The 25,311-nt window shown below is 37.4% G+C and carries 19 protein-coding genes; 17 read left to right on the top strand and 2 right to left on the bottom strand.

Translation table 11 applies throughout. The features are described 5' to 3' along the window. Positions 1 to 255: 255 nt before the first annotated feature. The 3 genes from HF990_RS12920 to HF990_RS12910 all read left to right on the top strand — a co-directional run bounded on the left by HF990_RS12920 (position 256) and on the right by HF990_RS12910 (position 3,758). Entirely contained in the window at positions 256 to 837 is a 582-nt protein-coding gene (locus tag HF990_RS12920) for a peroxiredoxin family protein (protein WP_016839256.1), read from the top strand. A 69-nt stretch (positions 838 to 906) separates the two neighbouring features. Continuing rightward, the gene (locus HF990_RS12915) at positions 907 to 2,346 is read left to right on the top strand and encodes a S41 family peptidase (RefSeq protein ID WP_016839257.1); all 1,440 of its coding nucleotides are present in this window, start codon (positions 907 to 909) and stop codon (positions 2,344 to 2,346) included. 245 nt (positions 2,347 to 2,591) lie between these two features. Continuing rightward, entirely contained in the window at positions 2,592 to 3,758 is a 1,167-nt protein-coding gene (locus HF990_RS12910; RefSeq protein ID WP_184656253.1) for a PDZ domain-containing protein, read from the top strand. A gap of 158 nt (positions 3,759 to 3,916) precedes the next feature. On the opposite strand, the gene HF990_RS12905 is transcribed toward HF990_RS12910, so the two are convergent. After that, a complete protein-coding gene (locus HF990_RS12905) occupies positions 3,917 to 4,240 on the bottom strand; it encodes an AzlD domain-containing protein (protein ID WP_016839259.1) in 324 nt (107 codons plus the stop codon). Next, on the bottom strand, positions 4,237 to 4,971 hold the full coding sequence (locus tag HF990_RS12900) for an AzlC family ABC transporter permease (protein ID WP_040764829.1): 735 nt from the start codon (positions 4,969 to 4,971) through the stop codon (positions 4,237 to 4,239). Before HF990_RS12900 ends, HF990_RS12905 begins: the two co-directional genes overlap by 4 nt. Before the next feature lie 266 nt (positions 4,972 to 5,237). On the opposite strand from HF990_RS12900, the gene HF990_RS12895 reads away from it, so the two are divergent. The 14 genes from HF990_RS12895 to HF990_RS12830 all read left to right on the top strand — a co-directional run bounded on the left by HF990_RS12895 (position 5,238) and on the right by HF990_RS12830 (position 25,076). Continuing rightward, on the top strand, positions 5,238 to 5,789 hold the full coding sequence (locus HF990_RS12895) for a helix-turn-helix domain-containing protein (protein WP_016839261.1): 552 nt from the start codon (positions 5,238 to 5,240) through the stop codon (positions 5,787 to 5,789). A gap of 11 nt (positions 5,790 to 5,800) precedes the next feature. Further along, entirely contained in the window at positions 5,801 to 6,448 is a 648-nt protein-coding gene (locus tag HF990_RS12890) for a TVP38/TMEM64 family protein (RefSeq protein ID WP_168412746.1), read from the top strand. Between the two features lie 148 nt (positions 6,449 to 6,596). After that, a complete protein-coding gene (gene addB, locus HF990_RS12885) occupies positions 6,597 to 10,112 on the top strand; it encodes a helicase-exonuclease AddAB subunit AddB (protein ID WP_016839263.1) in 3,516 nt (1,171 codons plus the stop codon). Further along, complete coding sequence (addA, locus tag HF990_RS12880; protein ID WP_168412745.1) at positions 10,093 to 13,818, top strand: helicase-exonuclease AddAB subunit AddA; 3,726 nt, start codon at positions 10,093 to 10,095, stop codon at positions 13,816 to 13,818. Before addB ends, addA begins: the two co-directional genes overlap by 20 nt. 74 nt (positions 13,819 to 13,892) lie before the next feature. Continuing rightward, positions 13,893 to 15,065: a DUF418 domain-containing protein gene (locus tag HF990_RS12875; RefSeq protein WP_311733647.1), complete on the top strand. Its 1,173-nt coding sequence runs from the start codon at positions 13,893 to 13,895 to the stop codon at positions 15,063 to 15,065. An 89-nt stretch (positions 15,066 to 15,154) separates the two neighbouring features. Beyond that, on the top strand, positions 15,155 to 16,063 hold the full coding sequence (locus HF990_RS12870) for a fumarylacetoacetate hydrolase family protein (protein ID WP_168412744.1): 909 nt from the start codon (positions 15,155 to 15,157) through the stop codon (positions 16,061 to 16,063). 167 nt (positions 16,064 to 16,230) lie between these two features. Beyond that, complete coding sequence (locus tag HF990_RS12865) at positions 16,231 to 16,593, top strand: DUF1516 family protein (RefSeq protein WP_016839267.1); 363 nt, start codon at positions 16,231 to 16,233, stop codon at positions 16,591 to 16,593. 389 nt (positions 16,594 to 16,982) lie between these two features. Next, positions 16,983 to 18,446, top strand: a complete 1,464-nt coding sequence (locus HF990_RS12860) for an alpha-amylase family glycosyl hydrolase (RefSeq protein ID WP_184656254.1) — start codon at positions 16,983 to 16,985, stop codon at positions 18,444 to 18,446. Between the two features lie 178 nt (positions 18,447 to 18,624). After that, complete coding sequence (gene tnpA, locus HF990_RS12855) at positions 18,625 to 19,110, top strand: IS200/IS605 family transposase (RefSeq protein ID WP_168412743.1); 486 nt, start codon at positions 18,625 to 18,627, stop codon at positions 19,108 to 19,110. A gap of 313 nt (positions 19,111 to 19,423) precedes the next feature. Continuing rightward, complete coding sequence (locus tag HF990_RS12850; RefSeq protein ID WP_016838207.1) at positions 19,424 to 20,422, top strand: ABC transporter ATP-binding protein; 999 nt, start codon at positions 19,424 to 19,426, stop codon at positions 20,420 to 20,422. Positions 20,423 to 20,435: 13 nt separating this feature from the next. Continuing rightward, entirely contained in the window at positions 20,436 to 21,380 is a 945-nt protein-coding gene (locus HF990_RS12845; RefSeq protein WP_016838208.1) for an ATP-binding cassette domain-containing protein, read from the top strand. Continuing rightward, positions 21,381 to 22,343 carry an oligopeptide ABC transporter permease gene (opp4B, locus tag HF990_RS12840; protein ID WP_168412742.1) on the top strand — a complete coding sequence of 321 codons (963 nt, stop codon included), beginning with the start codon at positions 21,381 to 21,383 and terminating at the stop codon, positions 22,341 to 22,343. Between the two features lie 21 nt (positions 22,344 to 22,364). Further along, the gene (locus HF990_RS12835; RefSeq protein WP_016838210.1) at positions 22,365 to 23,258 is read left to right on the top strand and encodes an ABC transporter permease; all 894 of its coding nucleotides are present in this window, start codon (positions 22,365 to 22,367) and stop codon (positions 23,256 to 23,258) included. A gap of 69 nt (positions 23,259 to 23,327) precedes the next feature. After that, positions 23,328 to 25,076, top strand: coding sequence for an oligopeptide ABC transporter substrate-binding protein (locus HF990_RS12830; protein WP_168412741.1), 1,749 nt, complete (start codon positions 23,328 to 23,330; stop codon positions 25,074 to 25,076). The last annotated feature ends 235 nt before the right edge of the window (positions 25,077 to 25,311 follow it).

Raw genomic sequence — 25,311 nt, 5'->3', positions numbered from 1 at the left:
GAGGCTTGAGCCGTGCCCGCGGAAAGCGTCGGCCGGAACGGAGAACAACGTTTTCCATAAAAAATCGTCACTTCATGAAAAATCATAAGTGACGATTTTTTATTAGCTAGGGTTTTGTCCCAAGCTCCATTTATTTTTATAGCTATTCAGTTATGGTTTTCATCATCTTGACATAGATTCTCCAGATGTACTCTGCTAAATTTATGTTATTCTATAAGTGGATGGGGTTCATTTGAAGTATTTTGGAGGGATTGAATGAACAACAAGAAGAAAGTGATAAGTGCATTGCTCATAATAGCATTAGTAGTTATTGCAGTTACTACGTTTATCAATAAAAAATTGGATATAAATAAAAATACCCTTGATGATAATATTCCAGGGTATGAAGTGAAATCCGACAGCCCCCAAAGTGTTGGGTTAGGAAAGCCTGCACCGGATTTTACTTTAAAAACTTTAGATGGGAATACAATGACTCTTTCTGATTTAAAAGGAAAAAAAGTGATATTAAATTTTTGGGCATCTTGGTGTCCACCTTGTAAAGACGAAATGCCTTATTTCCAAGAATATTATAAGAAATATGCAAAGAAAGATAATGTGGAAATTGTTGCAGTGAATCTTACTTTTAACGATAATTTAACCAATGTTGAAAACTTCGTGAAAAGCTATGATTTAACATTTCCAATTCTCCTAATGGAAGAAGAAGGATTAAATTTAACATATAAAATATACACAATTCCTTCCACATTCATGATTAATACAAAAGGCGAAATTGAAAAACAGATTTTAGGACCGTTAGACCTAGACACGTTAAGAGATTATATTACAAATTTAGAGTAAAAAAATCGCTCTTTTGCATGTGTTATTACTACTCGTTCTTACATAGATTGAACGAGAGGAGGAAAGTGAGTGCGAAAGAGTCGATTTTTTTTCATTTTGGCAATTGTTTGTTTGTTAGCTGCCATCATTGTGTATTGGAAAAGTGATATGAAATCCGAAACAGCAGTAAAAGGAAGCAATATCCCTGTAATTGACCAAGCTTTTTCACTCATAAAAGAAAAATCAGTTTTTGACGCAAAAGATGAGGATTTGATTGAAGGCGCGTTAAGAGGAATGACGGAAGCAATTAAGGATCCGTACAGCACGTACTATACCGAAAAAGAAGCAGCCATTCATCGTCAGTCTTTAGCAGGACAACGGGTTGGTATAGGTATTGAAATTACAGAAAAAGATGGAAGATTTATCGTTGTATCTCCTGTTAAATCATCTCCTGCTGAAAAAGCTGGCATCCGTCCTTATGATGAAATTGTAGAAGTGGATGGTGTGCGTTTAGAGGGCAAAACCCTTGGAGAGTTGTTGCAATTAATTCAAGGGAAAGCTGGAGAAAAAGTAACCCTTGTTTTATATCGTCCAAGCACAGACAGGCACATTAAAGTAACTGTTGAGCGGGCAGAAATTGATAATCAAACGGTATCATGGAAAGTGATTCCGGTTGATGATACAAAAATTGGATACATTTCCATATCAATGTTTGGAGAAGAGACCGTAGAAGAATGGATCGAAGCAACTGCGAGATTAATATCGGATGATGTAAAAGGGTTGATAGTTGATTTGCGCGATAATCCTGGAGGTTATTTACATAGCGTCGCTGGCGTCGTAAGTAGCATCGGGAAAGATGGAGAAGTTTTTGCTTATATGCAAAATGCAGAAGGAAAGCTTGAAGCAATTAAAACAACAAAACTTGACGCTGATGAGGACTATTTGAAGAAAATGAAAGTGATTCCTTTAGTTGTTCTCCAAAATGAAGGAAGTGCATCGGCAAGTGAAGTGATGGTAGGAGCGCTGAAAAGTTGGAATCGTGCAATTATCGTAGGTTTAAAAAGTTTTGGAAAAGGAACGGTTCAAGAAACTTATGATTTGGAAAATGGTGGAGAATTAAAATTATCAACGAACAAATGGCTTACTCCTAATCGAGATTGGATTCATGGAAAAGGAATCGAGTCAGATATCGAAGTGGAACAACATCCGCTGTTTGCAATGGAAATTACACCGCTGCGAGGCGAATTTGCTGAAGGAGACTATAGTGAAGAGATAGCCTACGTACAAAAGGTATTAAATGGATTAGGTTATAACATGGTGAGGACTGACGGATTTTATGATGAACAAACAGCAGAAGCAGTGGCCTCCTATCGACAAAAACATGATTTGAAGAGCGGAAGGCATATGGATGACGAGTTTTTTGCAAGCATTCGAGATCAAGTCGCTTTATATAAAGAAGATATGGAACATGATGTACAGTTGAAAATGGGCTTAAGTGTAATGCTTCATAAAATCAAAGGGGATATTTAACGTTTTGAAGGTGAGGCTGTCTAGAATACATTTCTAGGCAGCTTTTTGTATCAAAGATTTTCATAAATTATTACCATATTTATCTTAAAAATGATAAACTATTTTTAAATTTTCTAAATTATCAGAAATGATGTGTGGTACATGATTTTATTTTTTGTTGGAAGACGGGTATATTGATGCTACGCAAATTTTCATTCCTTTGATAAAATGAACAATAGTAGTAGTAGGAAACGGCGGTGGGATGAGTGATAGAGATATTAATAGAATTGTTCAGTGCAATCGGCAGAATGTTTTTAAATCCTCTATTGTATATTGCAATTTTTATGTCGATTTTTTTAGGATATGTACGAGTTAAAAGAGAGAGAAAACATTTCAATATCCGAATTTTATGGGGTTGGTCGGAATTTGCAGGCCTCATAAAAGAAGGGGTATGGTTAGCGCTCATTATTTCCGTCATTACCCTCCTTTTCGGATTGACTCAATCAGTTGAACTATTATTCTTTGTTACAGCTTTCAGTATCTTAGGACTTGTTCTTTATCAGTTTCATTTACTTTCACCAATCATTCTGTTTGCCTTGAGTATGGCTGCCATAATCTTGATGAATATTCTAAATTGGTCCTTTCAATTATTAGGGTTGACAATTCAAGGGGTAAACGTACTTGAAGGAACTGCGGTAACATGCGCATTGGTTGCAGGGTTATTGTTAATGGCGGAAAGTCGCTTAATGAAGAAATATGGATTGTATTATGCATCCCCGATTATCGAAAAGTCAAAAAGGGGATTACATGGCGTTGCTTTCTTCACGAAAAAAATTTGGTTGTTGCCGATTTTTTTCGTAATTCCTGGACAAGCAATTGATGCTTATTTTCCGTGGTGGCCACAATTTTCACTAAACCATCAACAATTTACATTGATTTTGTTCCCTGCTATCATCGGATTCCAGCAAAAGACGAGACGTTCATTGCCGTTAAATGTATATCCTAAATTATCAAGGGCGATTTTCATTTTAGGGGAATTGGTGCTAATCGGAGGACTCGTAGGATATTTTTATCCTATTGTTGCAGTTGTGACTGTATTAGTCGGCGCATTCCTTCGTTTAATAATCTCCTATATTTATAAAGTTCGAGAGCGTCGTGATGTCTATGCCGTTTCTGCGCGTCCAAATGGTGTGATGATTGCTGCTGTTTTACCGAACTCACCGGCAGAAAAAATGGGGCTTCAAGCAGGAGAGGTTATTCGCAAAGTAAACGGTATGGAAGTGCACAATGAATTGGAATTGTATAAAGCCCTTCAAATCAATGCGGCTCATTGTAAATTGGAAGTGTTAAATCATCAAAATGAATTGCGCTTAACACAGCATGTTGTCCATAGTAAAGATCATTATCGCATTGGATTGTTAGTAGTAGAGTAACATACGAAATGGCTTAATTCTTCTTTATAGAGAATTAGGCCATTTTCGTTATGTTTGTGGACTCGTTCACCAATGGAGGAAAATTTAATAATACAAGAAAGTGATTTTCACAATAAAAAACATCGGCTCTGTGCGAAATTATCGCAACGCCGATGTAATTAAAAGAAATTTCTCAATACAGCTACCGTCAACACACCTACGACAACTGTTATGGATAAACTTTTCGTCCAAATTGCTACAAGTAATGTTGGGATGAATGCAATAGTACTTTCTATATCAAATGTGACAAATTTTCCTTCTTCACGAAGTAAGGCTTGAAATACAAGTGCACTTAAAATGCATACGGGTATAAATTGGAGCCAACGCAATACGATATTCGGTAATTGGATGTTCCGTACTAATATAAATGGAGTAACGCGTGGTACCCACGTAACAAAAGCACATCCTAAAATAAGTAAAAACATGGATAGCGTAGTCGTCATTTTTCAGTCAACACCCCAATCGTTGCTACAATAATCGTCGATAAAAGTACAGCTAAATGACTAGGCATGAAATAAGAAAGAATATACAAGCTTCCAAAAACACAACCGATTAATTTTAAATAATGCATGAGTTTTCTTTTATTAACATTTGCTAAGTTTAAAACTAGCAACGCAATAAACATCGCTACTAACGCATAATCAAGACCAAAAGCTTCAGCATTTGGAATCCAATTTCCTACAAGACCTCCAACAACACATGCTGCAATCCATGTAAAATAGGCGGTTAAATTTAAACCATCCATCCAACGACCACCAAGATATTGTTCTCGTCCTATTTTTGTAATCGCAACACCAAACGTTTCATCTGTTAAAAGCGAACCAAAGCCGACATTGCGTAAAGCAGAATAACGAGTTAAATGCGGTGCTACAGTAAGCGACATTAAAAAGAATCGTAAATTAACAATAAACGTTGTAATAACCATGATGTACATTGGGGCTCCCGCTAAATATAAACCTGCAAAAATGAACTGTGCACTGCCAGCATAAACTAGTGCAGAAAGTAGAAAGATTTCTAAAATCGATAATTTTGATGTGACGCCTACTACCCCAAAAGCAAGCCCTATACTTATGTAACCTAATAACGTAGGAACGCAATCCTTCGCACCTTGTAAAAAGGAGTCATCAGAAAAACTTTGATTCACTTCCTTGACTTCCGTTGCCACACTATCCATTCCTTTCTACTAAATTTTCAAATATAATAAATGAAAAATACTGTTTTAAAAGATTGACGGAATTTTAGCAGTATGCAGCATAAATGACTAAATCATCGTTACAGTACAAAGAGAAATTTTGTATTATGATAAATACAGAGATAATTTAATTTAAATAATCGCTAATTAATGGTAATAAACAGAAAATAAAAAATCAGAACATTCACATTTTGTTTAGTATAGTATACATTTGTCTTTTAAAATAGACAATAGGGTGGAATGAAAAAATGGATCAAATGAGTCGTAATATTGGTATACAATTAAAAAAAATTCGGAAAGAGCGGAGTTTAAGTTTGGATGATGTGGCAAAAGCTACTGATGTAAGTAAGGCACAGCTTGCCCAAATTGAAAAGGGTGAAGCAAATCCAACTGTTTCAACCCTTTGGAAAATAGCCGCAGGGTTAAAAATTTCATTTTCATCACTTTTACAGCCACCGAAAACATTTTTCCAAAAATATAGTGTGGATCCTTCTACATATGTGTCTGAAGAAAATGGCAAATACCGTGTATATTCCATTATCCCTTATAATCCGGAACGGGGTTGGGAATTTTATAAAATTGAAATGGATCCCGGGGTGATACATAAAAGTGAGCCCCACACGGAAGGAGTAGAGGAAACAGTTACGGTCATAGAAGGACAGGCAGTTGTCCAATGCGGCAATATGAAGGAATGTTTAGAAGAAGGCGAAACGCTCGTATTTTCTGCTAATCAGCCGCACCAATACGAAAATCCAACAGATAAGGTGACGATTTTACATTTAATTATTCAGTATCGATAGAGGTGGAACAGGTGAGTGAATGGTTTACCGTAGAAAATATTGAAGCATTGGAAGCACAATATAGAACACTAGGACCGCTAATTGGAATCCTTTTTCCTTTCTTAGAATCCTTTTTGCCGTTCCTACCTCTAGTTGTTTTCGTAGTAGCCAATGCAAGTTCTCACGGGCTTTGGTTTGGTTTTTTACTTTCCTGGGTTGGAACAGTATTGGGGTCTTATTCGGTCTTTTTGCTTGTTCGTAGATTTGGAAATAATCGTAAAGTCCAACAATTCATTAAGTATGAAAAGATGCAAAAACTCATTCATTGGGTAGATATGAAAGGAATTGCCCCACTATTTTTATTATTGTGTTTCCCATTTACACCATCCGTATTAGTCAATATCGTGGCAGGGCTTTCCAATATTAAGAAAAAATATTACTTCGTAGTGTTGTTGGCAGGAAAATGTGTAATGATTTTAACAATTAGTTTACTTGGTTATGATATCGGTGCATTATTACGAAGTCCCACAAAATTAGTACTTGTCGTTGTCGCAATTTTCTTATTATGGATTATCGGAAAGCAAATTGAACGATATTTAAATAAACGTGTTGAAAGAGAATTAAAAGAAGTATCGAGACTTAGAAAGAATAAGAAATTAAAAATAACTTATAAAGATTAAGCTTGGTAATTGATTGAAAAGCCCCGAAAAATTAGCAATTTCGGGGCGTTTTTCATTGGTGCATTTTATCGAATCTATTAGAAAATGTACTATAATAAATAAAATACTATTTTTCAATAAAGCAAGAGGAAATTGAAGGAGGGGCAACATGTCATTACGAATTATTAGCGGACGAGCTGGGACAGGGAAAACAGCCCTCATTCATCGAGAAATTGTGGAAGAGGTAAAATCTAATCCCTTTGGCCCACCGATTTTTTTAATTGTGCCAGACCAAATGTCTTTTTCTACGGAATACCAGCTAACGAATCACTATGATATTCAAGGGTTGATTCGTGCGCAAGTAATGACTTTTAAGCGATTATCCTGGCACGTATTACAAGAAACGGGAGGCATCGCAAAAGATAAAGTTGATAAAATTGGATATCGAATGCTCCTTAGAAGATTGTTGGAAGAAAATAAAGACCATTTTACTTTATTCAGCCAAGCTGCTGATAAGCGAGGATTTACGGAAGAAATTGAGAAGATAATTAAGGAATTTAATCAGTTTAATATCGATAGTATCGCATTAAAAGAAGCAATTGAAAAATTTGAACAAGCCCAAGCTCCTCATACACTAATTGCGAAATCTAAAGACTTACAAATCATAATACAAAAATTAGAAGAAATTTTAGGGGATCGATATGTAGAAGGAGATGGACTATATCCCTTCCTTATCCAGCAAATGAAATACTCTGAAAAATTGAAAGACACTCATGTATATATCGATGGATTTACATCATTTACAGTGCGTGAGTTTGAAATTGTCAAGCAGCTTTTATCTTTAACGAAAAGAGTTACCATTGTTCTTCCTTTTGAAGATGAACAAGATAAACACAATGAACAAGCAGTGTTTTATCGTGCTGCTCTCACATACGACAAATTAAAACAAGAAGCGACAAAATTAGGTATCGAAATTGAACCGAGAATTCATTTGGAAACAACTCACCGCTATAAAAATCGAGATTTATTTCATGTGGAACAGCAATTTTATCAGCTAACTCCAAAAAAAATCGAAGCAGAAGGTTTTATAAAGATTATTGAAGGAGCAAATCGGCGTGCTGAAGTTCATGGAATTGCCCGGGAAATAAAACGATTAGTGCAAGAAGAAGGTATTCGTTATCGTGATATCGGGATTATGTATCGACAAGCAGATGTGTATGATCCGCTAATTTCGACAATATTTGCACAATATAATATTCCTGTTTTTACCAATGAGAAAAAATCGATGTTGCATCATCCGTTAATTGAATTTAGCCGCTCTATTTTAGAAGTGATTACTTCTCATTGGAAATATGAACCGATTTTCCGTAGTGTAAAAACAGATTTATTTTTCCCATTAAACTCTAATGTAAAAGAAATAAGAGAGAAAGCGGATGTATTTGAAAACTTTGTCATTGCTCAAGGAATTTATGGAGACCGATGGATGCAAGACGACCGTTGGATGTATAAAAAATATCGAGGTTTAGAGTTTGTGACAACGAAACAAACCGATGAAGAAAAAAAGATACAAGCGATTATCGATGAAATGAAGGGTTACATTCGAGAACCTTTAATAAAATTTGAAAAACAATTAAAGAAGGCTCGCAATGGACAAGAAATCGCAACGGCTCTATTTACAACCGTTGAAGAATTGCAAATTTATGAAAAGCTTCAGACGTTAAAAGATAAAGAACTGGAAGAAGGCAAACTGGAAGAGGCAATGGAACATGATCAGGCATGGAACCAGTGGGTAAACGTACTTGAACAATTCGCTATCATGTTTGGAGACCAGCCTTTAACGATTGAAGAAGCCGCTAAAATCCTGGATGAAGGATTTGACACGCTGAAATTTTCAAAAATTCCTCCAGCTGTTGATGAAGTGACTGTTGCAACTGTGGAGTTTTCTCGTTTTGACAATATGAAAGTTGTTTTCGTCATTGGCGTGAATGACGGAGTATATCCAATGCGTATTGACTATGAAGGATTCATAAACGATATGGACAGGGAATGGTTTTCAGGAATTGATGTGGAATTGTACCCATCATCCAAGCATCGACTCATGGAAGAAAACTTTTATATTTATCGTGCTTTTTCTTCCCCTACAGACCGTTTATATGTCACATATTCCAGCAGTGATGAGGAGAGTAAAGCTTTATTACCATCTCTTTATGTACAACGGTTGCACAACTTATTTGAAGTGAACGGAAAATACACATTGCCTCATGAAAGAATTTTTATTGACCCAATCGAAGAATGGAATAAGGAAAAAGTGCTTTCGTACTTACGACATCCGAGAACATCGCTAGCTTACTTAATGACTCAATTGAAACAAGCGGAATCAATGGAGCTTGCACCAGAATGGAGAGCACTAAAAACGTTTTATGAACAAAGTGATGAATGGAAACCAGTACTTGAAGTTGTAATGAAACCGTTGAAAGAAAAAAATGTCTCAGAAAAATTGGCTCAAGAATTGACGGAAGCATTATATGGGGATGACTTCACATCCAGCGTTTCACGAATTGAAAAGTATTTTAGTTGTCCATTTGCCCATTTTGCATTCTATGGTCTTCGCTTGCAACAACGCCCGGAGTTCCGTTTAGAAACATTTGAAATGGGTGATTTGTTCCATGAAGCTTTAAAGTGGATTTCGAAGGAGACTAGCCGATTAAACTTGCCATGGAATAAATTAACGAAAGAACAATGTGCTCATCTTGCACGAGAAGCTGTAGAACAGATTGTACCGGCTTTTTCACACCAAATCTTGTTAAGCAGTTCCCGCTATCGCTATATTCAGCGGAAATTGATGCACATCGTTGAAAAAACGATGGTTGCCCTATCACAGCATGCAAAGAATTCAACCTTTAAGCCAATAGCTGTGGAAGCGTCTTTCGGCCCTAGCAAAAATGAACAATTACCGCCTTTAGAAATAGCATTAAACGGCGGCCGAAAAATGAAATTGAGAGGACGAATTGACCGAATAGACCATGCAAAAGTTGGTGGAACATCTTATTTACGTGTCATCGATTATAAATCTTCTGGCAGAGATTTAGATTTAAATGAAGTGTATTACGGCTTATCATTGCAGTTATTAACGTATTTAGATGTAGCCGTTGAAAATTCATTAATTTTATTAAATGAACCGGCAATGCCCGCAGGTGTCCTATACGTCCATGTGCAAAATCCTCTTTTAAAAATTGAGCAGGAGTTAAATGAATTACAAATCGAAGAAGAACGATTAAAGATGTACAAAATGAAAGGATTGTTATCCGAAGATCAAGAGGCTGTGATTGCGATGGACGAGCGTTTAGAAGAGGATGGCAAGTCGATTATCATTCCAGTGTCGATAACGAAAAAACAGGAATTTTCCAAAACTTCGAAAGTTGTACCGCCTGAAGCGATGGAAGAGTTGAGATTATTTGTGCGCAAAAAACATAGGGAAGCAGGAGATTCCATTTTAAGCGGAGATACTTCTATTCGACCATTTAAGCTAAAAGATCGAACTGCTTGTGATTATTGTGAATTTAAGTCGGTATGCCAATTTGACCCAACAGACGGTGAATATCAACTGTTGCAGGCAGATAAAGCGCCAAATGTCGTAGAAAAAATTCGAAAGGAGTTGAATGACGATGAACTCAATTCCAACTAAGCCGAAAGACGCTACATGGACCGATGAACAATGGAAAGCCATTTGGGCAACAGGTCAAGATATTCTTGTTTCCGCTGCTGCAGGTTCAGGAAAAACGGCGGTGCTTGTTAATCGGATGATCGAAAAGGTCATTGCAAAAGAAAACCCGATTGATGTGGATGAGCTCCTTGTCGTTACCTTTACCAATGCATCAGCCGCGGAAATGCGCCATCGCTTAGCGGATGCTCTTGAGAAGGAAATTGCGAAAGACCCTCATAATGCACATTTACGAAAGCAGTTAAGCCTTGTCAACAAAGCGCAAATTTCTACACTGCATTCTTTTTGTTTATCTATTGTTCGGCAATATGCTTATTTACTCGATATTGACCCGGGATTCCGCATTGCCAGTGAAGGAGAAATTTCTTTACTCAGGGATGATGTGTTAAAAGAAGTGCTAGAGGAAGCTTATAGTGCTGAAGATGAAAACAAAGTAAACCGTATTTATCGATTAGTGGATAGCTTTACGTCCGATCGAGATGACCAAGATATCGAAGTTTTGATTGATCAATTATACGATACTGCTCGAGTACATCCCGAGCCAAAAAAATGGCTTCATTCCCTAGTGGAACAATATCAGATTCCGAATGATGTGACGGTAGATGAATTACCTTTTATTGAGCATTTGAAAAATGCTATAGAGTTTCAATTGGAAGAAGCAAGGTCACACCTTTTAACAGTTCGAAAATATGCTTTAATGCCAGATGGCCCGGCTCCATATGGAGAAACGGTGGAGTTGGATTTAGCGCTCATTCAAGAGGCATCTCGTCGCATTCGTGCTTCTTGGAAAGAAGCGTACGAATTCTTTTCCACGTTGAAATGGTCAACGTTAGCGCGGGTGGCGAAAGATTCTTGCGATGAAGAATTAAAAAAGAAAGCGCAAGATAAGCGAAATAAAGCAAAAGACATCGTAAATAAAATTCAACATACGTATTTTGCTAGAAAACCTGAGCGTCTCATTGAAGAAATTCGGCTTATGGCTCCGACAATTGAAACATTGGTAGAATTAACACTTCAATTCGGTGAAAAGTTTAAACAAGCAAAATTAGAAAAAGCGATTGTAGATTTTTCAGATTTAGAGCATTATGCCCTTGAAATATTAACGATAGAAGAGGATGGAAAAATAAAACCATCTCCTGTAGCAATCGAATTCCAACAGCGCTTTAAAGAAGTGCTTGTCGATGAATATCAAGATACAAACATGCTGCAGGAAACGATTTTGCAATTAGTTAAAAGCGGCGATGAGAGTAACGGCAACTTATTTATGGTAGGGGACGTAAAGCAGTCCATTTATCGCTTCCGATTGGCTGAACCAATGCTCTTTTTAAATAAGTATTTAACATTTGAGGAAGAGCCGAAATCGAGCGGTTTGAAAATCGATTTAAATGCTAATTTCCGCAGTCGAAAGGAAGTTCTATACGGAACGAACTATATATTCGAGCAAGTGATGGGCGAGAAGGTAGGAGAAATTAAATATGATGAGAAAGCAGCTTTAAAACCAAGCGCACCATATGATGATGTCGAAGTTCCAGTGGAATTAGCAATCATTTATGAAGAACAGCCAGATACTTCTAATGATAATGAAGAAGAGGATATTGATTTAATGATCCAAGAGGAAATGAAAAAATCTCAACAAGAAGCTCGTTACATTATCCAACGCATTCGAGAAATGATGGATGCTGGTGCAACAGTGTACGATACGAAGCAAAAAGACCCAGGGAAGCGAATGCGCCCAATGCGTTATAGCGATATCGTCATTCTCATGCGATCAATGACCTGGTCGAACGATATTATTGAAGAATTTAAAGCTGCAAATATTCCTCTATATGCCGAAAGTTCCAAAGGATATTTTGAAGCGCTTGAAGTGATGATTATGATTAATTTATTAAAAGTCATTGATAATCCGTACCAGGATATCCCGCTCGCTTCTGTATTAAGAGCTCCATTTGTCGGCTTAACGGAAAATGAAATGGCACTCATTCGTTTAACTGAAAAGCAATCAACCTTCTATGAAGCTGTAAAAATATTTGTTGAAAAAGAGCATTCAGGCCTTGAAACAGGCACACAATCAAAGCTTGAAAAGTTTTTAAAACAATTGGATAATTGGCGAGATTTAGCACGCAGAGGCAGTCTATCTGATCTAATTTGGCAAACTTATTTAGATACAAATTATTATGAAATGGTAGGCGCGATGTCGAACGGTAAACAGCGTCAAGCTAATTTACGAGCGCTGCATGACCGAGCATTAAGTTTTGAAAAATCTTCTTTCAGGGGATTATTTCGCTTTTTACGATTCATCGATCGCATGAAATCCCGCGGGGAAGATTTAGGAAATGCAAAATCGATAGGAGAGAAGGATGATGTTGTTCGTTTAGTAACGATTCACTCTTCGAAAGGGCTTGAGTATCCCGTTGTATTTGTAGCTGGATTAGGTAGTAATTTTAATCTAATGGATTTCAATCAACCATATTTATTTGACCAAGAGTATGGTTTAGCTGTTAAAGCGATAGACCCAGACAATCGAATTATGTATACTTCATTGCCATTTTTAGCGATGAAGGAAAAGAAAAAGTTAGAAATGAAAGCGGAAGAAATGCGCATTTTATATGTGGCGATGACCCGCGCAAAAGAAAAGCTCGTTCTCGTCGGCTCTGTGAAAGATTGGGAGAAAACGAAGCAAAATTGGTGTGAAGTTCAAAGTTTGGCTCAAGATGAAATGTTGCCGGATTATGTAAGGGCTCGAGCTCGAAATTATCTTGACTGGATTGGTCCAGCAATTAGTCGACATGCATCGTTTAAAGATTTTAGTGATACAGACTATACGCCGATACAACATCCATCCACTTGGCAAGTAAGCGTCATATCCAATGATTCATTCATGAAAAAACAGGAGAAAATGGAAGAAACGGAAAACGAACTTGCAAAGAAAGAAGTAGATGACAGTTTATTGCAAGAATTGGAACGTCGATTTACTCATATTTATCCATTTGAAAGAGCAACTAAGAAAAAATCTAAAACGAGTGTATCCGAAATGAAGCGCATTGAAAACTTGCAGCAAGAAGATGAGAGTGAGTACTTTGGAATTTATTATAAAAATCGCAAAAAATCATTCGTCAAGCGGCCAATTTTTATGCAAGAAAAACAATTAACTGCGACAGAGATTGGTACAGCGATGCATACCGTGATGCAACATGTACCGCAACAAGGGTTTATCAATACGGAAGAAGCACAACGGTTCCTTGAAACGTTAGTTGAAAAACAATTAATTAGAGAAGAAGAGATGAAAGCTATCCAAATTGAACAACTATTGCACTTTTTTGCTACGCCAATCGGAAAACGATTTAGCAACGCGAAAAAATTGTATCGAGAAGTACCGTTTACATTAAGTGTGTCCGATGCGGAAGGCGACTCTCAAATGATCCAAGGGATTGTCGATTGCTTAATGCAAGATTATGACGGAAAATGGGTGTTGCTCGATTACAAAACGGATAAAATATTACCGTTTTTTGATGAAGAGGAAGCGTTAATAGCTGAAATGTCGAAGCGTTATAGTGTGCAAATTCGCCTTTATGCGGAAGCTGTGGAAAAGATTTTACAAATCAAAGTAGATGAAAAGGTGCTTTACTTATTTGAGGCAGGGAAAGAAATACAGTTGGAAGCTCTGGTGTAATAAACATTCGACGTTTCTTCTTGTAAGAATTGCATGAAAATGATAGTTTAATTGTATTTAGGAGGTCGAATGTAGTGTTTCAACCAACGTCTTTGAATGAAAGAATTCATACCCTTGATATTATGAGGGGATTTAGTTTGCTTGGCATTCTAATAGTGAACATCTTTGCCTTTTCCCTGCCGCTTCCCCACATTCTTGACTTGCATAGCTGGTTTACGGATAATCAGGATGTAATGTTATATCAAACATTAGATATCTATGTACAAAGCAGTTTTTATCCTTTATTTTCGATGTTGTTTGGTTATGGTTTAGCGATGCAGTGGATCAAAGCTGAGCAAACCGGTACGAGATTTTATCCTTTCGCAACAAAACGTCTCGTTGTGTTATTCATAATTGGATTGTTGCATGCGTTTCTTATTTGGTGGGGAGACATCCTTACGATGTATGCTTTTTGCGGATTTTTCTTAATTTTATGTTTGAAATTAAAGAGTGGATGGTTGCTAACCGTTGCTTTAGCAATGAATGGTCTATTGCATTTCTTCATCCTCTCCTTATATGCCATTGCAGGTATAGCGAATGCAGAGTTTGAAACTCCTCATGTCGATATTACTGCAATTAATAATGCGATTACAGCTTACGGTATTGGAACTTGGACTGATGCCTTTTTCCAACGTTTAAATGATTTAGCGGTTCAAATGGCTCCAGGTATGTGGATTAGCGCGTTGTTTACAATTTTGCCATATATGATGATCGGAGCAGCAGCTGCTAAGTGGCGTTTAGTTGAGCGGGCAAAAGAATTGAAAGTGATGTGGATTATACTAACGATTATTTGTATTGCTGGAGGGCTTTTTATTAAAAGTGTGCCTTTTCATGTAACGCGGACTTATTTATTAGAGTATGTCCGAGTTTATATAGGAGGGCCCATATTAGCCGTAGGGTATGCGTCTTTAATTGTCGTACTTTGTCTCATACCATTTGCAACAAAACTACTAAGCCCAATCGCTAAAGTAGGACGCATGTCATTAACTATCTATATCATACAGTCTATCATTTGCACTTTATTATTTTACAATTTCGGTTTTGGGTTATATGGAAAAGTGGATGTAATGATGGGAATTGTTATCGCCATTGGTATTTATGTCGTTCAGTTAGCCTTATCTGAATTGTGGTTTTTGAAATATCAACAAGGACCGCTTGAAAAAGCTGTAAAACGCATCACTTATGGAAAAAACGTTACGGAAAATTAAGCAATATAAATGATTTTCATGTAATATGTTATTAATACTACGCTTCGTAGTTTAATAGAATTTGTGAAAATGAAAAGGGGCTATTACGAATGAAAATTTTATCCTTTAAATTCAATAATCAAGTGAAGTTTGGTCCAAAAGTAAAAAAAGAAGAAGCAGTTTGGGATGTGTTAGCAATTCAAGAAACGCTTCAAGTGCTACCATCGTTCCCGCAGACGATTATTGAAGGCATTGCATTAGGGTATGATTTTGTTGAAAAAATTAGAAGATTAGTAGAAGTAGCAGAAAAATCAGGAGAGGTTGAAAAGTTTAAATTACCATTTAGCAAAATTGAATGGTTATCGCCAATTCCAAGAACTCCAAAAAATATTATTTGTGTAGCCAAAAATTATGATGAACATGCAAAGGAAATGGGAGTGGAAGCTGCTCCATCTGATTTAGTCATTTTCACAAAGTCACCGACGACGATTGCTGCAGACCACGAAGTTTTACCAGTGCATGAAGGAAAAACGGACTCTCTTGACTATGAAGGAGAGTTGGCAGTTGTCATTGGCAAATTCGGAAAAGATATACCTGAAAAATTAGCTTATGATTATATTTTTGGGTATACGATTGCTAATGATATCACAGCCCGTGATATTCAACAGAGACACCAACAATATTTTTTAGGTAAAAGTTTGGATGCTACTTGCCCAATGGGACCATACATTGTAACGAAAGATGAGATTCCAAATCCCCAAAACTTGACGATTGTGACGAAAGTGAATGGAGAAGTACGCCAAAATGGAAATACAGAAGATATGATGTTCCCAGTAGATCGGTTGGTTTCGATTATTTCTCAGCATGTTCCACTAGAACCTGGCGACGTTATTTTAACAGGGACTCCTGCCGGGGTAGGGAAAGGAATGAATCCTCCACAATTTATAAAAGCTGGAGATGAAGTGAAGATATCGATTGAAGGTATTGGTACATTAACAAATCGTTTTGAATCAATTTAATAGAGGGTAAGAAATTGAATCCGCAATGATTGTGTTAACAGAGATAACTTGCGGATTCTTTTTCTCTTTATTAAAATAAATACAAAATAAAAAGAAGTATTATATTTGAATAGAAACTATTCACGTGTTAGGATAATCTATGAAATATACGATGAGGTGGGAAGTAGATGGATTTTTTAACAAGTTCAACGCATTTACACATCACAACATGGTTTGTTGGAATTATTTTGTTTTTAATTGCTGCCATTAAACCAAACAAAGGATTGCAAATGGCATTACGCTTATTTTATATCCTCATTATCATTACGGGTGGAGCTTTATTTATTGAAGCAATGGACTACGGTCAAGGCTTGAATTATGGAATCAAATTGCTTTTAGGTATTTTAGTGATTGGTATGATGGAGATGGTTCTTGTTCGTAAAGCTAAAGACAAACCAACAACAATATTTTGGGTTTTATTTGCAGTATTCTTATTTTTAACGTTATTCTTTGGCTTTAAATTACCAATGGGAATGAATTTCTTAGCTTAATCATTCGTGAGTTCGCAAAGTATATTTTATACTTTGCGTTTTTTTAGTTTGTAGATAGAAATTATTGCTCAATTACTCTAAAATGATTTCAACCAATATGAGAAAAAAGAAAGGGAATGTGCTATGATTCCAATCGTTATGCTTGTATTTGTGATTGTTTTAATGTTACTTTTTATTCTTTTTGTTTTTTTGCAAAAACCGAGTAATCATAGAAATGAAGAATTCATTGGACTCGAAGATAAAAAGAACGAATAACCATGAGGGGTTCTTTATTTTTTGTCACACTTTAGACAAAAAATAAGCGCATTTTATTAAACTTTTATGTTTTATTGGGAGTTGTATCTATATTTTTGGTAAAATGTCGTTGATTGGTTTAAAGGAGAGGGATTATGTTGAAACTCAGTAAATGGATTCGAACGACAGCAATGGCAACATTATTATTTGCAAGTTTCTCAACGCCTATCGCAAGCGCTGAAAAACCCCGTTCAATTGCTGATGAGAGTATATACGATTTATTAGTCGATCGTTATTTTAATGCTACGAATGAAAATGACGATATTTCGAAAACCGATCCAAAAAATCCAGCAAAATTCGCTGGTGGGGATTTTCAAGGGATTATAGATAAACTTTCTGACATTAAAGATATGGGATTTACGATTGTTTCCATCGGCTCGGTCTTTGCAACAGAATCTTATGACGGTTCAATGGTGACAAGTTATCATCAATTGGAACCTAATTTTGGGACAGAAGAAGAGTTCAAAAAGTTGATTCAAATTGTGAAACAAAATGGCATGTCCATTATGGTAGATTTTCCGTTAACAAATGTAAGTGAAAATCATGAATGGGCTGAAGATCCTAAAAAAGCTTCTTGGATTGTAGGGACAGCGAATGGAAAACTTCGCTGGGATTTAAAAAATGAAGAAGTACAAAAGGCGCTAATTGATGCTATTGTCCAATTTGCTTCTACATATGATGTTGATGGTATCCGTTTAACAAATCTCGATATTGCCGATACAGAATTTTTAAATGAGATGATTGATGCAATTAAATCAGTCAATGAACAAATTTATGTGATTTCAAATACTGAAAGCAATGCTCGATTTGATGCGAAATTTTATGATGAAGTAAGCAAAATTTTTAGCCATGCGTTTAAAAATATTGATGAAGATACATCCGATTTATTGAAACATTTTGAACCCTATGTAAAGGGAGAAGAGGAAATCCCTACGCAAATTATGATTGACAATGTAAATACAGATCGTTTTCTATATACAGCGGAAATTTATCCTCCAACTCGATTAAAAATGGCATTGGCAACAACTTTGCTACTTCCGGGCGTACCGGTTATGCAATATGGATCCGAGATTGCCATGAACGGTAAAGCTGGACCTGAAGCTCATCAAATTTATAACTTTAAAACAGAAACAGAATTAAAAAAATATATTGAAGATATCCAATTGTTGCGTAATAAATCGGAAACTCTACGCAGAGGAGATTTCAATCTAATTCAAAATAAAAATGGATTAATTGTTTTCCAGCGTTCTTCTGAGGATGAAAATTGGATTATTGTCATCAACAACACAGGAATGCGCGAAAAGATTGAAATTCCGAAAGAGTTTGTTGGAGAAAATAAAGAGCTTCGTGGAATGTTAAATAGTGAAATTTTCCGTGAAGGTGAAGACGGGATTTTTAGAATTATCCAAGACCGAGAAGTTGTTGAAATTTATCAAGTGATTGATGAACAAGGAATCAATATTTCATATATTCTAGCGATGGCTTTCGTTTATATAATTTTCATCGTCTTTATCATTTCTTTAATTAAACGAGGAAAACGCAAACGTTCTCAAGGATAATTCAAAATTCAGCGAAATCAACTAGCTTTGATTTCGCTTTTTTTGTGTAAAAAAGAAAACCCCCTGCTAGGCAGGGGGTTCCGTATAGCTTACAGCGAGGTATTAAAAAAGATCCCACTTGATGCTAAAATAAATTTCGGTTCGCCAACCAAATTTTAGTACCAAGGAGGGACCTATTATGTCTTCTGACACAAATAGTTTAGCACATACCAAGTGGAATTGTAAGTATCACATTGTATTTGCACCAAAATATAGAAGACAGATAATTTATGGAAAGATAAAGAAAGATATTGGACAAATATTAAGACAACTATGTGAAAGAAAAGGCGTAGAAATAATTGAAGCTACCGCATGCAAAGACCACATACATATGTTGGTCAGTATCCCACCAAAATTAAGTGTTTCATCATTCGTGGGATATTTAAAAGGAAAAAGTAGTTTGATGATATTCGATCGACATGCCCATTTAAAGTATCGATATGGAAACAGAAAATTTTGGTGTAGAGGATTTTATGTGGATACGGTAGGTAGAAATAAAAAGGTAATTGAAGAATATATTCGAAATCAAATACAAGATGATATCATTGCAGATCAACTCAGTATGGAAGAATTCATCGATCCATTTACAGGTGAAGAGATAAAGCGAAAACCTAGGAAAAAATAAAAGAGACCCTTTAAGGGTCAGCTGGAAAAGTAGTGCAGTTGGCGAACCATTCGATGCCCCTTTAGGGGGTGGCCAGTAATAAAGGCTTCTAGCCGCAGAACAAACCACCCGTTCACACGGGTGGTTTTGATTATGACTGAATAGCAAGGATGCCGAAGAAAAATGATGAGAAGATTGTAGGTATTTTTGAAAATAACGCATTTGTAGAAAATTCATTGAGAAGATACTAACCCTCATGTAATTAGGTTAATTTTCCCCTTTTCAATTCATACACTTCATTAAAGTCAATTGCAAGAAAGGGGACTCTCCCAAAATGGACATACTGGACATTCAAAATCTACATGTTGGATTTCGAATAAATGATACATTTTATGATGCGGTGGATGGGGTTTCCTTCACATTAAAAAATAACGAAATTCTTGCAATTGTTGGGGAGTCGGGCTGTGGAAAGAGTACTCTTGCTACAGCCATCATCGGTCTCCACCATGAACAGAATGCGCGAGTGACGGGAAAAATCCTTTTTGGAGAACGCAATCTCTTGGAATGTTCTGAAGAGGAAATGAACCATATTCGCGGTGCAGAAATAGCAATGATTTTCCAAGATCCTTTATCTGCCTTGAATCCTTTAATGCGAATTGGTGATCAAATTGAAGAAGCGTTAACATATCATACTGACTATTCTCGTGATGAACGGGAAGAAAAGGTATTACAATTATTAAAACAAGTCGGTATATCAAAACCTGAACAAGTTGCTAGGCAATTTCCCCATCAATTATCCGGGGGAATGCGGCAACGGGTTATGATTGCAATAGCCATTTCTTGTAAACCGAAAATAATTATAGCTGATGAACCGACAACGGCTCTAGATGTGACGATACAGGCGCAAATTTTAGATTTATTGAAGGAATTGCAAAATGAAACAGAAGCAGGCATCATATTGATCACTCATGATTTAGGGGTTGTTGCAGAAATGGCCGATCGGGTGATGGTGATGTATGCGGGAGAAATCATTGAAGAAGCACCAGTACAAAAATTGTTTGCTAGTCCAAAGCATCCATATACGCGATTATTATTTAACTCGATGCCACAACTCCACTCCACAAATGAACGCCTCAACGCCATTGAAGGAATTGTTCCATCGTTAACCCACTTACCAAGAACAGGATGCAGATTTGCATCTCGCATTCCATGGATTCCAAAAGATGCTCATGAAGAACAACCGATATTCCACGAAATTTCAAAAGGGCATTTTGTGAAGTGCACATGCTGGAAGTATTTCAATTTTCAACATGAAAGCTCCATAAATCGTTGAAGGAGGAAGCAGTTTGAGCTTCATGCAAATCATTGATTTAAAAGTGCATTATCCGATTCGGGGTGGATTTTTTAATTCCATCGTTGATTGGGTGTATGCGGTAGATGGTATAGATATGGAGTTCGAACAGGGGAAAACTTACGGGCTTGTGGGAGAGTCTGGATGTGGGAAATCGACAACGGGAAAAGCGATCATTGGCCTTGAGAAAATAACGTCGGGAAAAATCCTTTTTGAAGGGGAAGATGTGACGAAGGAGAGGAAATCTCGCACCTCCCATTTTCATCGAGAAGTGCAAATGATTTTTCAAGATTCCCATTCCAGTTTAAATCCGAGAAAACGGATTGCTGATATCCTTGCAGAACCGATTCGAAATTTTTTGAACTTAACTCCTAGGGAAGAAAGGAAAAAAATTGATGAACTTCTTGCGATAGTTGGCATGCCGGGCGATTCAAAAGAGAAATTTCCACATGAATTTTCAGGAGGACAAAAGCAGCGCATCAATATCGCAAGAGCCCTTGCAACGAATCCAAAGCTAATCATTGCTGATGAACCGGTTTCAGCTCTTGATTTATCCGTACAGGCACAAGTGCTCAATTTTATGAAAGATGTGCAGAAGGAATTTGGATTAACCTATTTGTTTATCTCCCATGATTTAGGAGTCGTCAAGCATATGTGTGACTATATTTTTATCATGTATAAAGGAAGATTTGTGGAATGCGGCACAAAGCAGGATATTTACCAAAATCCAAAGCATCTTTACACGAAGCGATTGCTTAATTCCATTCCGGCGACAACGCCTTTGGGAAGGGAAAAAAGGAAATGGGCTCGACAAGAGTTTGAAAAAATGTATGAAAAGCATATTCATAAAGCCTTTGATGAAAATGGACGAGTGTATGATTTAATTCCGATTTCTGATACCCATTACGTTTCGGCTTCGAGCGTAAAGGAGGTCGTATAGATGTGGAAAACCATTGTACGTCGTCTCATTCTTATGGTTCCACAACTGATTGCTTTAAGCATCATCGTGTTTGTGATGGCAAAGATGATGCCGGGGGATCCATTTACAGGTATGATTACACCCGATACTGACCCAGCACGAATTGAAGAATTGAAGGAAGAATTGGGATTAAATGACCCTTTACCAATACAATATGTTCGATGGGTAAAAAATGCGCTGCAAGGGGATTTCGGCAAGAGCTATACTTTTCAGCGGGATGTGACTTCTCTCATTGGGGAACGGGCGTTGAACACCTTTTGGCTATCCTTTGTCAGCGTCATTTTATTGTATCTATTAGCTATTCCACTTGGGATTTTAGCGGGGCGATACCAACAGTCAAGGCTAGATAAATTTATTGTGTTTTATAGTTTCATCACCTATGCCATTCCAACGTTTGTACTTTCTCTATTGTTTTTATATATATTCGGCTACAAATTGCAATGGTTTCCGACGGGCGGAAGCGTCGACATTGAAGTGGAACCAGGAACCATCCAGTACATATGGAACCGATTCTACCACATCCTTCTGCCGGCAATCACCTATGCCATTTTAGGGACAACCGGGGTGATCCAGTATTTGCGTTCGGAAATTATCGATGCCAAAACGATGGATTATGTACGAACCGCAAGAAGCAAAGGGGTACCGATGAGAAAAATCTATACGAAGCATATTTTTAGAAACTCTTTTATTCCGATTGCCGCTTTTTTGGGGTTTACCATCACCGGGCTTTTGGGCGGCTCCATTTTTATTGAAACGATTTTCGGCTACCCAGGAATGGGACAATTATTTGTCAGTTCCATTGCCTCAAGGGATTATAGCGTCATTTGCGCTTTAGTGATGCTGTATGGTTTTTTAACATTGCTAGGTAGTTTGCTTTCCGACATTATTTTAAGTATTGTGGATCCTCGCATTCGAATTGAATAGTGAGGAGGGGATGGTGGAAAAATGAGACGTAAGAAGAAGCGATATCGAAAAAATGGTCGTCCACGAGGAATAGGCGTTGCTTTTCGGGAATTCCAAAAGGATAAAATCGCCTTGGTTTCGCTCTTTTTATTAGTTTTGTTCATTCTATTTGTTTTTATAGCATCTTTCTTCATTGATCAAGAGCAGTTGATGCGCATTAATTTGTACGACCGTTATAGTCGGCCGGGAGAGAAGTACTTGTTAGGAGCAGATCAGGGCGGAAAAGATATTTTGGGACAACTAATCATTGGCGCCAGAAACTCCGTATCCATTGCTCTTGCTATCACGCTTATCACTGGTTTTATAGGCATTGTGGTAGGTCTCATTTGTGGTTATTTCGGCGGCTGGGTGGATTATATCATCATGAGAATCATTGATTTTTTCGTAACGATTCCTTCATTGTTATTTATCATTGTCTTTGTAACCCTTGTGCCAAAATATTCGATAACCTCTTTCATTCTGATTATGAGCCTCTTTTTATGGACGGGAACAGCCCGGCTCGTTCGTTCAAAGGCATTATCAGAAAGCAAAAGGGATTATGTGAGCGCATCGAAGACACTTGGAACGAGCGATTTTGTCATACTTCGGAGGGAAGTGGCGCCAAATTTAAGTTCATTATTAATCGTTGAGTTAACATTGAATTTTGCGGGCAACGTCGGCATTGAAACTGGTCTTTCATATTTAGGATTCGGCTTGCCGCCCACAACCCCTTCATTAGGGACCTTAGTGAGCTATGCCAATAATCCAGCCGTATTGCAACAATATTGGTGGGTATGGCTTCCGGCATCTTTATTAATTTTATTCATGATGCTTGCCATCAATTATATCGGCCAAGCGTTAAGGAGATCGGTGGATGTGAAGCAGCGATTGGGATAATGGATGATGTCAATGAATTGTTCTATTTATCGATAAATATTAACTAAAACAGCACCAAGGGAGGACATCATGAGAAAAAAATTATTACTCTGCATCACGATCATCATCATAACAGCACTAATGAATTCGAATGTTTATTCAAAAAATGTCACATTGCCGACTTCCGTTACAAATGAAGGAACACCAATCAAAGGAGGCATTTTAAAAGTAGGAATTGTGAAAGATGAACCTCTCCAAGGAGTGTTTTTGGCTGAACTCTATGAAAACCGCTACGATGCTGCCATTATGAGCTATGCATCAAATGCAATTTTTGAAATGGATGGCGATTTTTTAATCAATAATGAGGGCATTGCATCCATGATAGTGGATCAGGAAGAGAATAAAGTGACCATTACTATTCGTGAAGGTGTCCGGTGGTCCGATGGTGAGCCACTCAAAATAGAAGATTTGATTTTGCCTTACGAAATTATTGCCCATCCTGATTATACGGGCGTCCGATATGATACGGAATTCAAGAATATTATCGGGGTGGAAGAATACCACGAAGGAAAAGCGAAAACCATCTCCGGCATCCGGAAAATCGATGAGCGCACATTGGAAATCCGATTCAAAAAGTTGTCGCCTGCGATATTTTCCGGCGGGGACGGTTTATGGACCTATGCGGCACCCAGCCATCAGCTGAAAGGCATTCCTGTGAAGAAGTTAATTGAAAGCGACGCCGTTCGAAAAAATCCTGTGACACTCGGGCCATTCAAGTTTCATAAAATTGTTCCTGGGGAATCTGTGCAATTTGTGAAAAATCCATACTATTGGAAAGGCGAACCGAAATTGGACGGTGTCTTTGTGGAGGTTGTTCCATCCAGCTCAGTATCTGTTGCGATTGGGGCTGGAAAGTATGATATTGTGTCAGGATTCACTGCAACAAAATGGCCGGAAATCCAGAAGTTTAACAACATTGATATTTTAGGGAGGCCAGAATTATATTATTCCTATTTAGGATTTAAGTTGGGAAAATGGGACCCGAAAAAGAGAGAAGTGGTGACTGATTTAAATTCCACACCTGTAGGAGATCAGGCTTTAAGGCAAGCGATGGGGTATGCGTTGGATGTGGAAGCGGTTTGCGAAGTGCTCTTTTTCAATTTTCGTCAACGGGCGAATTCATTGATTCCTCCAGCGTTTAAAACCTACCATGATGCTATGCTGAAAGGATATACGTATAATCCCGAAAAGGCAAAAAAGATTTTAGACAAGGCAGGTTACATCGATATTGACGGGGATGGCTTCCGGGAAGACCCAAAGGGAAATAAGCTGGAAATCAAGTTTGCGACAATGGCAGGAGATACCATTCAAGATGAAATTGCTGCTTACTACTTACAAAATTGGCGGGATGTTGGATTAAATGTCACTTTAACGACAGGAAGACCGATTGAAGTGAATGCTTTTTACGATAAAGTGGAGGCAGATGATCCAGAAATCCATGTCTTTATGGCTGCATGGGGAACGGGGACAAATCCTTCGCCAGCCGGCTTGTATGGAAAATCCGATGCCTTTAACTTTAGCCGTTTTACGTCTGACTTTTTAGAGGAGACGATTCAAAAAATCGATTCTCCAGAAGCATTTGATCAATCATATCGTGCAGAACAGTTTCGGATTTGGCAGCAATATATGGAAGAACAAGCTCCAGTCATCCCACTCCAATTTAGCTATGAGATTGTTCCGGTAAATAAGCGGGTGAAAAATTACAGCATCGATTTTGAAAATCCGACTGAACTGCATGAGATTGAATTATTGGCAAAAGAGCCGATCAAGAGTAAATAATGGACAACGGTCATTATGTCCACTAAATCAGAAGATATTGTCACAAATACTGTGGATATAGCACAAAATCAAAAGCACCTTCGTCAATCCGGGAAGGTGCTTTAAACATTTATGTGCGCCCGGCATGTACATGAACTATAGGGTGTAAGTCCCGAACCCCGAAGACAGAAGTAGAGGTTAGCCAAGAGCAAGGGTGTCCGTGGTGACGCGGAATCTGAAGGAAGCTGGAGGCAAA

This window comes from Ureibacillus thermosphaericus (assembly GCF_012396605.1).
Lineage (GTDB): Bacteria > Bacillota > Bacilli > Bacillales_A > Planococcaceae > Ureibacillus > Ureibacillus thermosphaericus.
The sequence above is the reverse complement of the archived record's forward strand: the minus strand, read 5'-3'. Positions and strand labels throughout refer to the sequence as shown.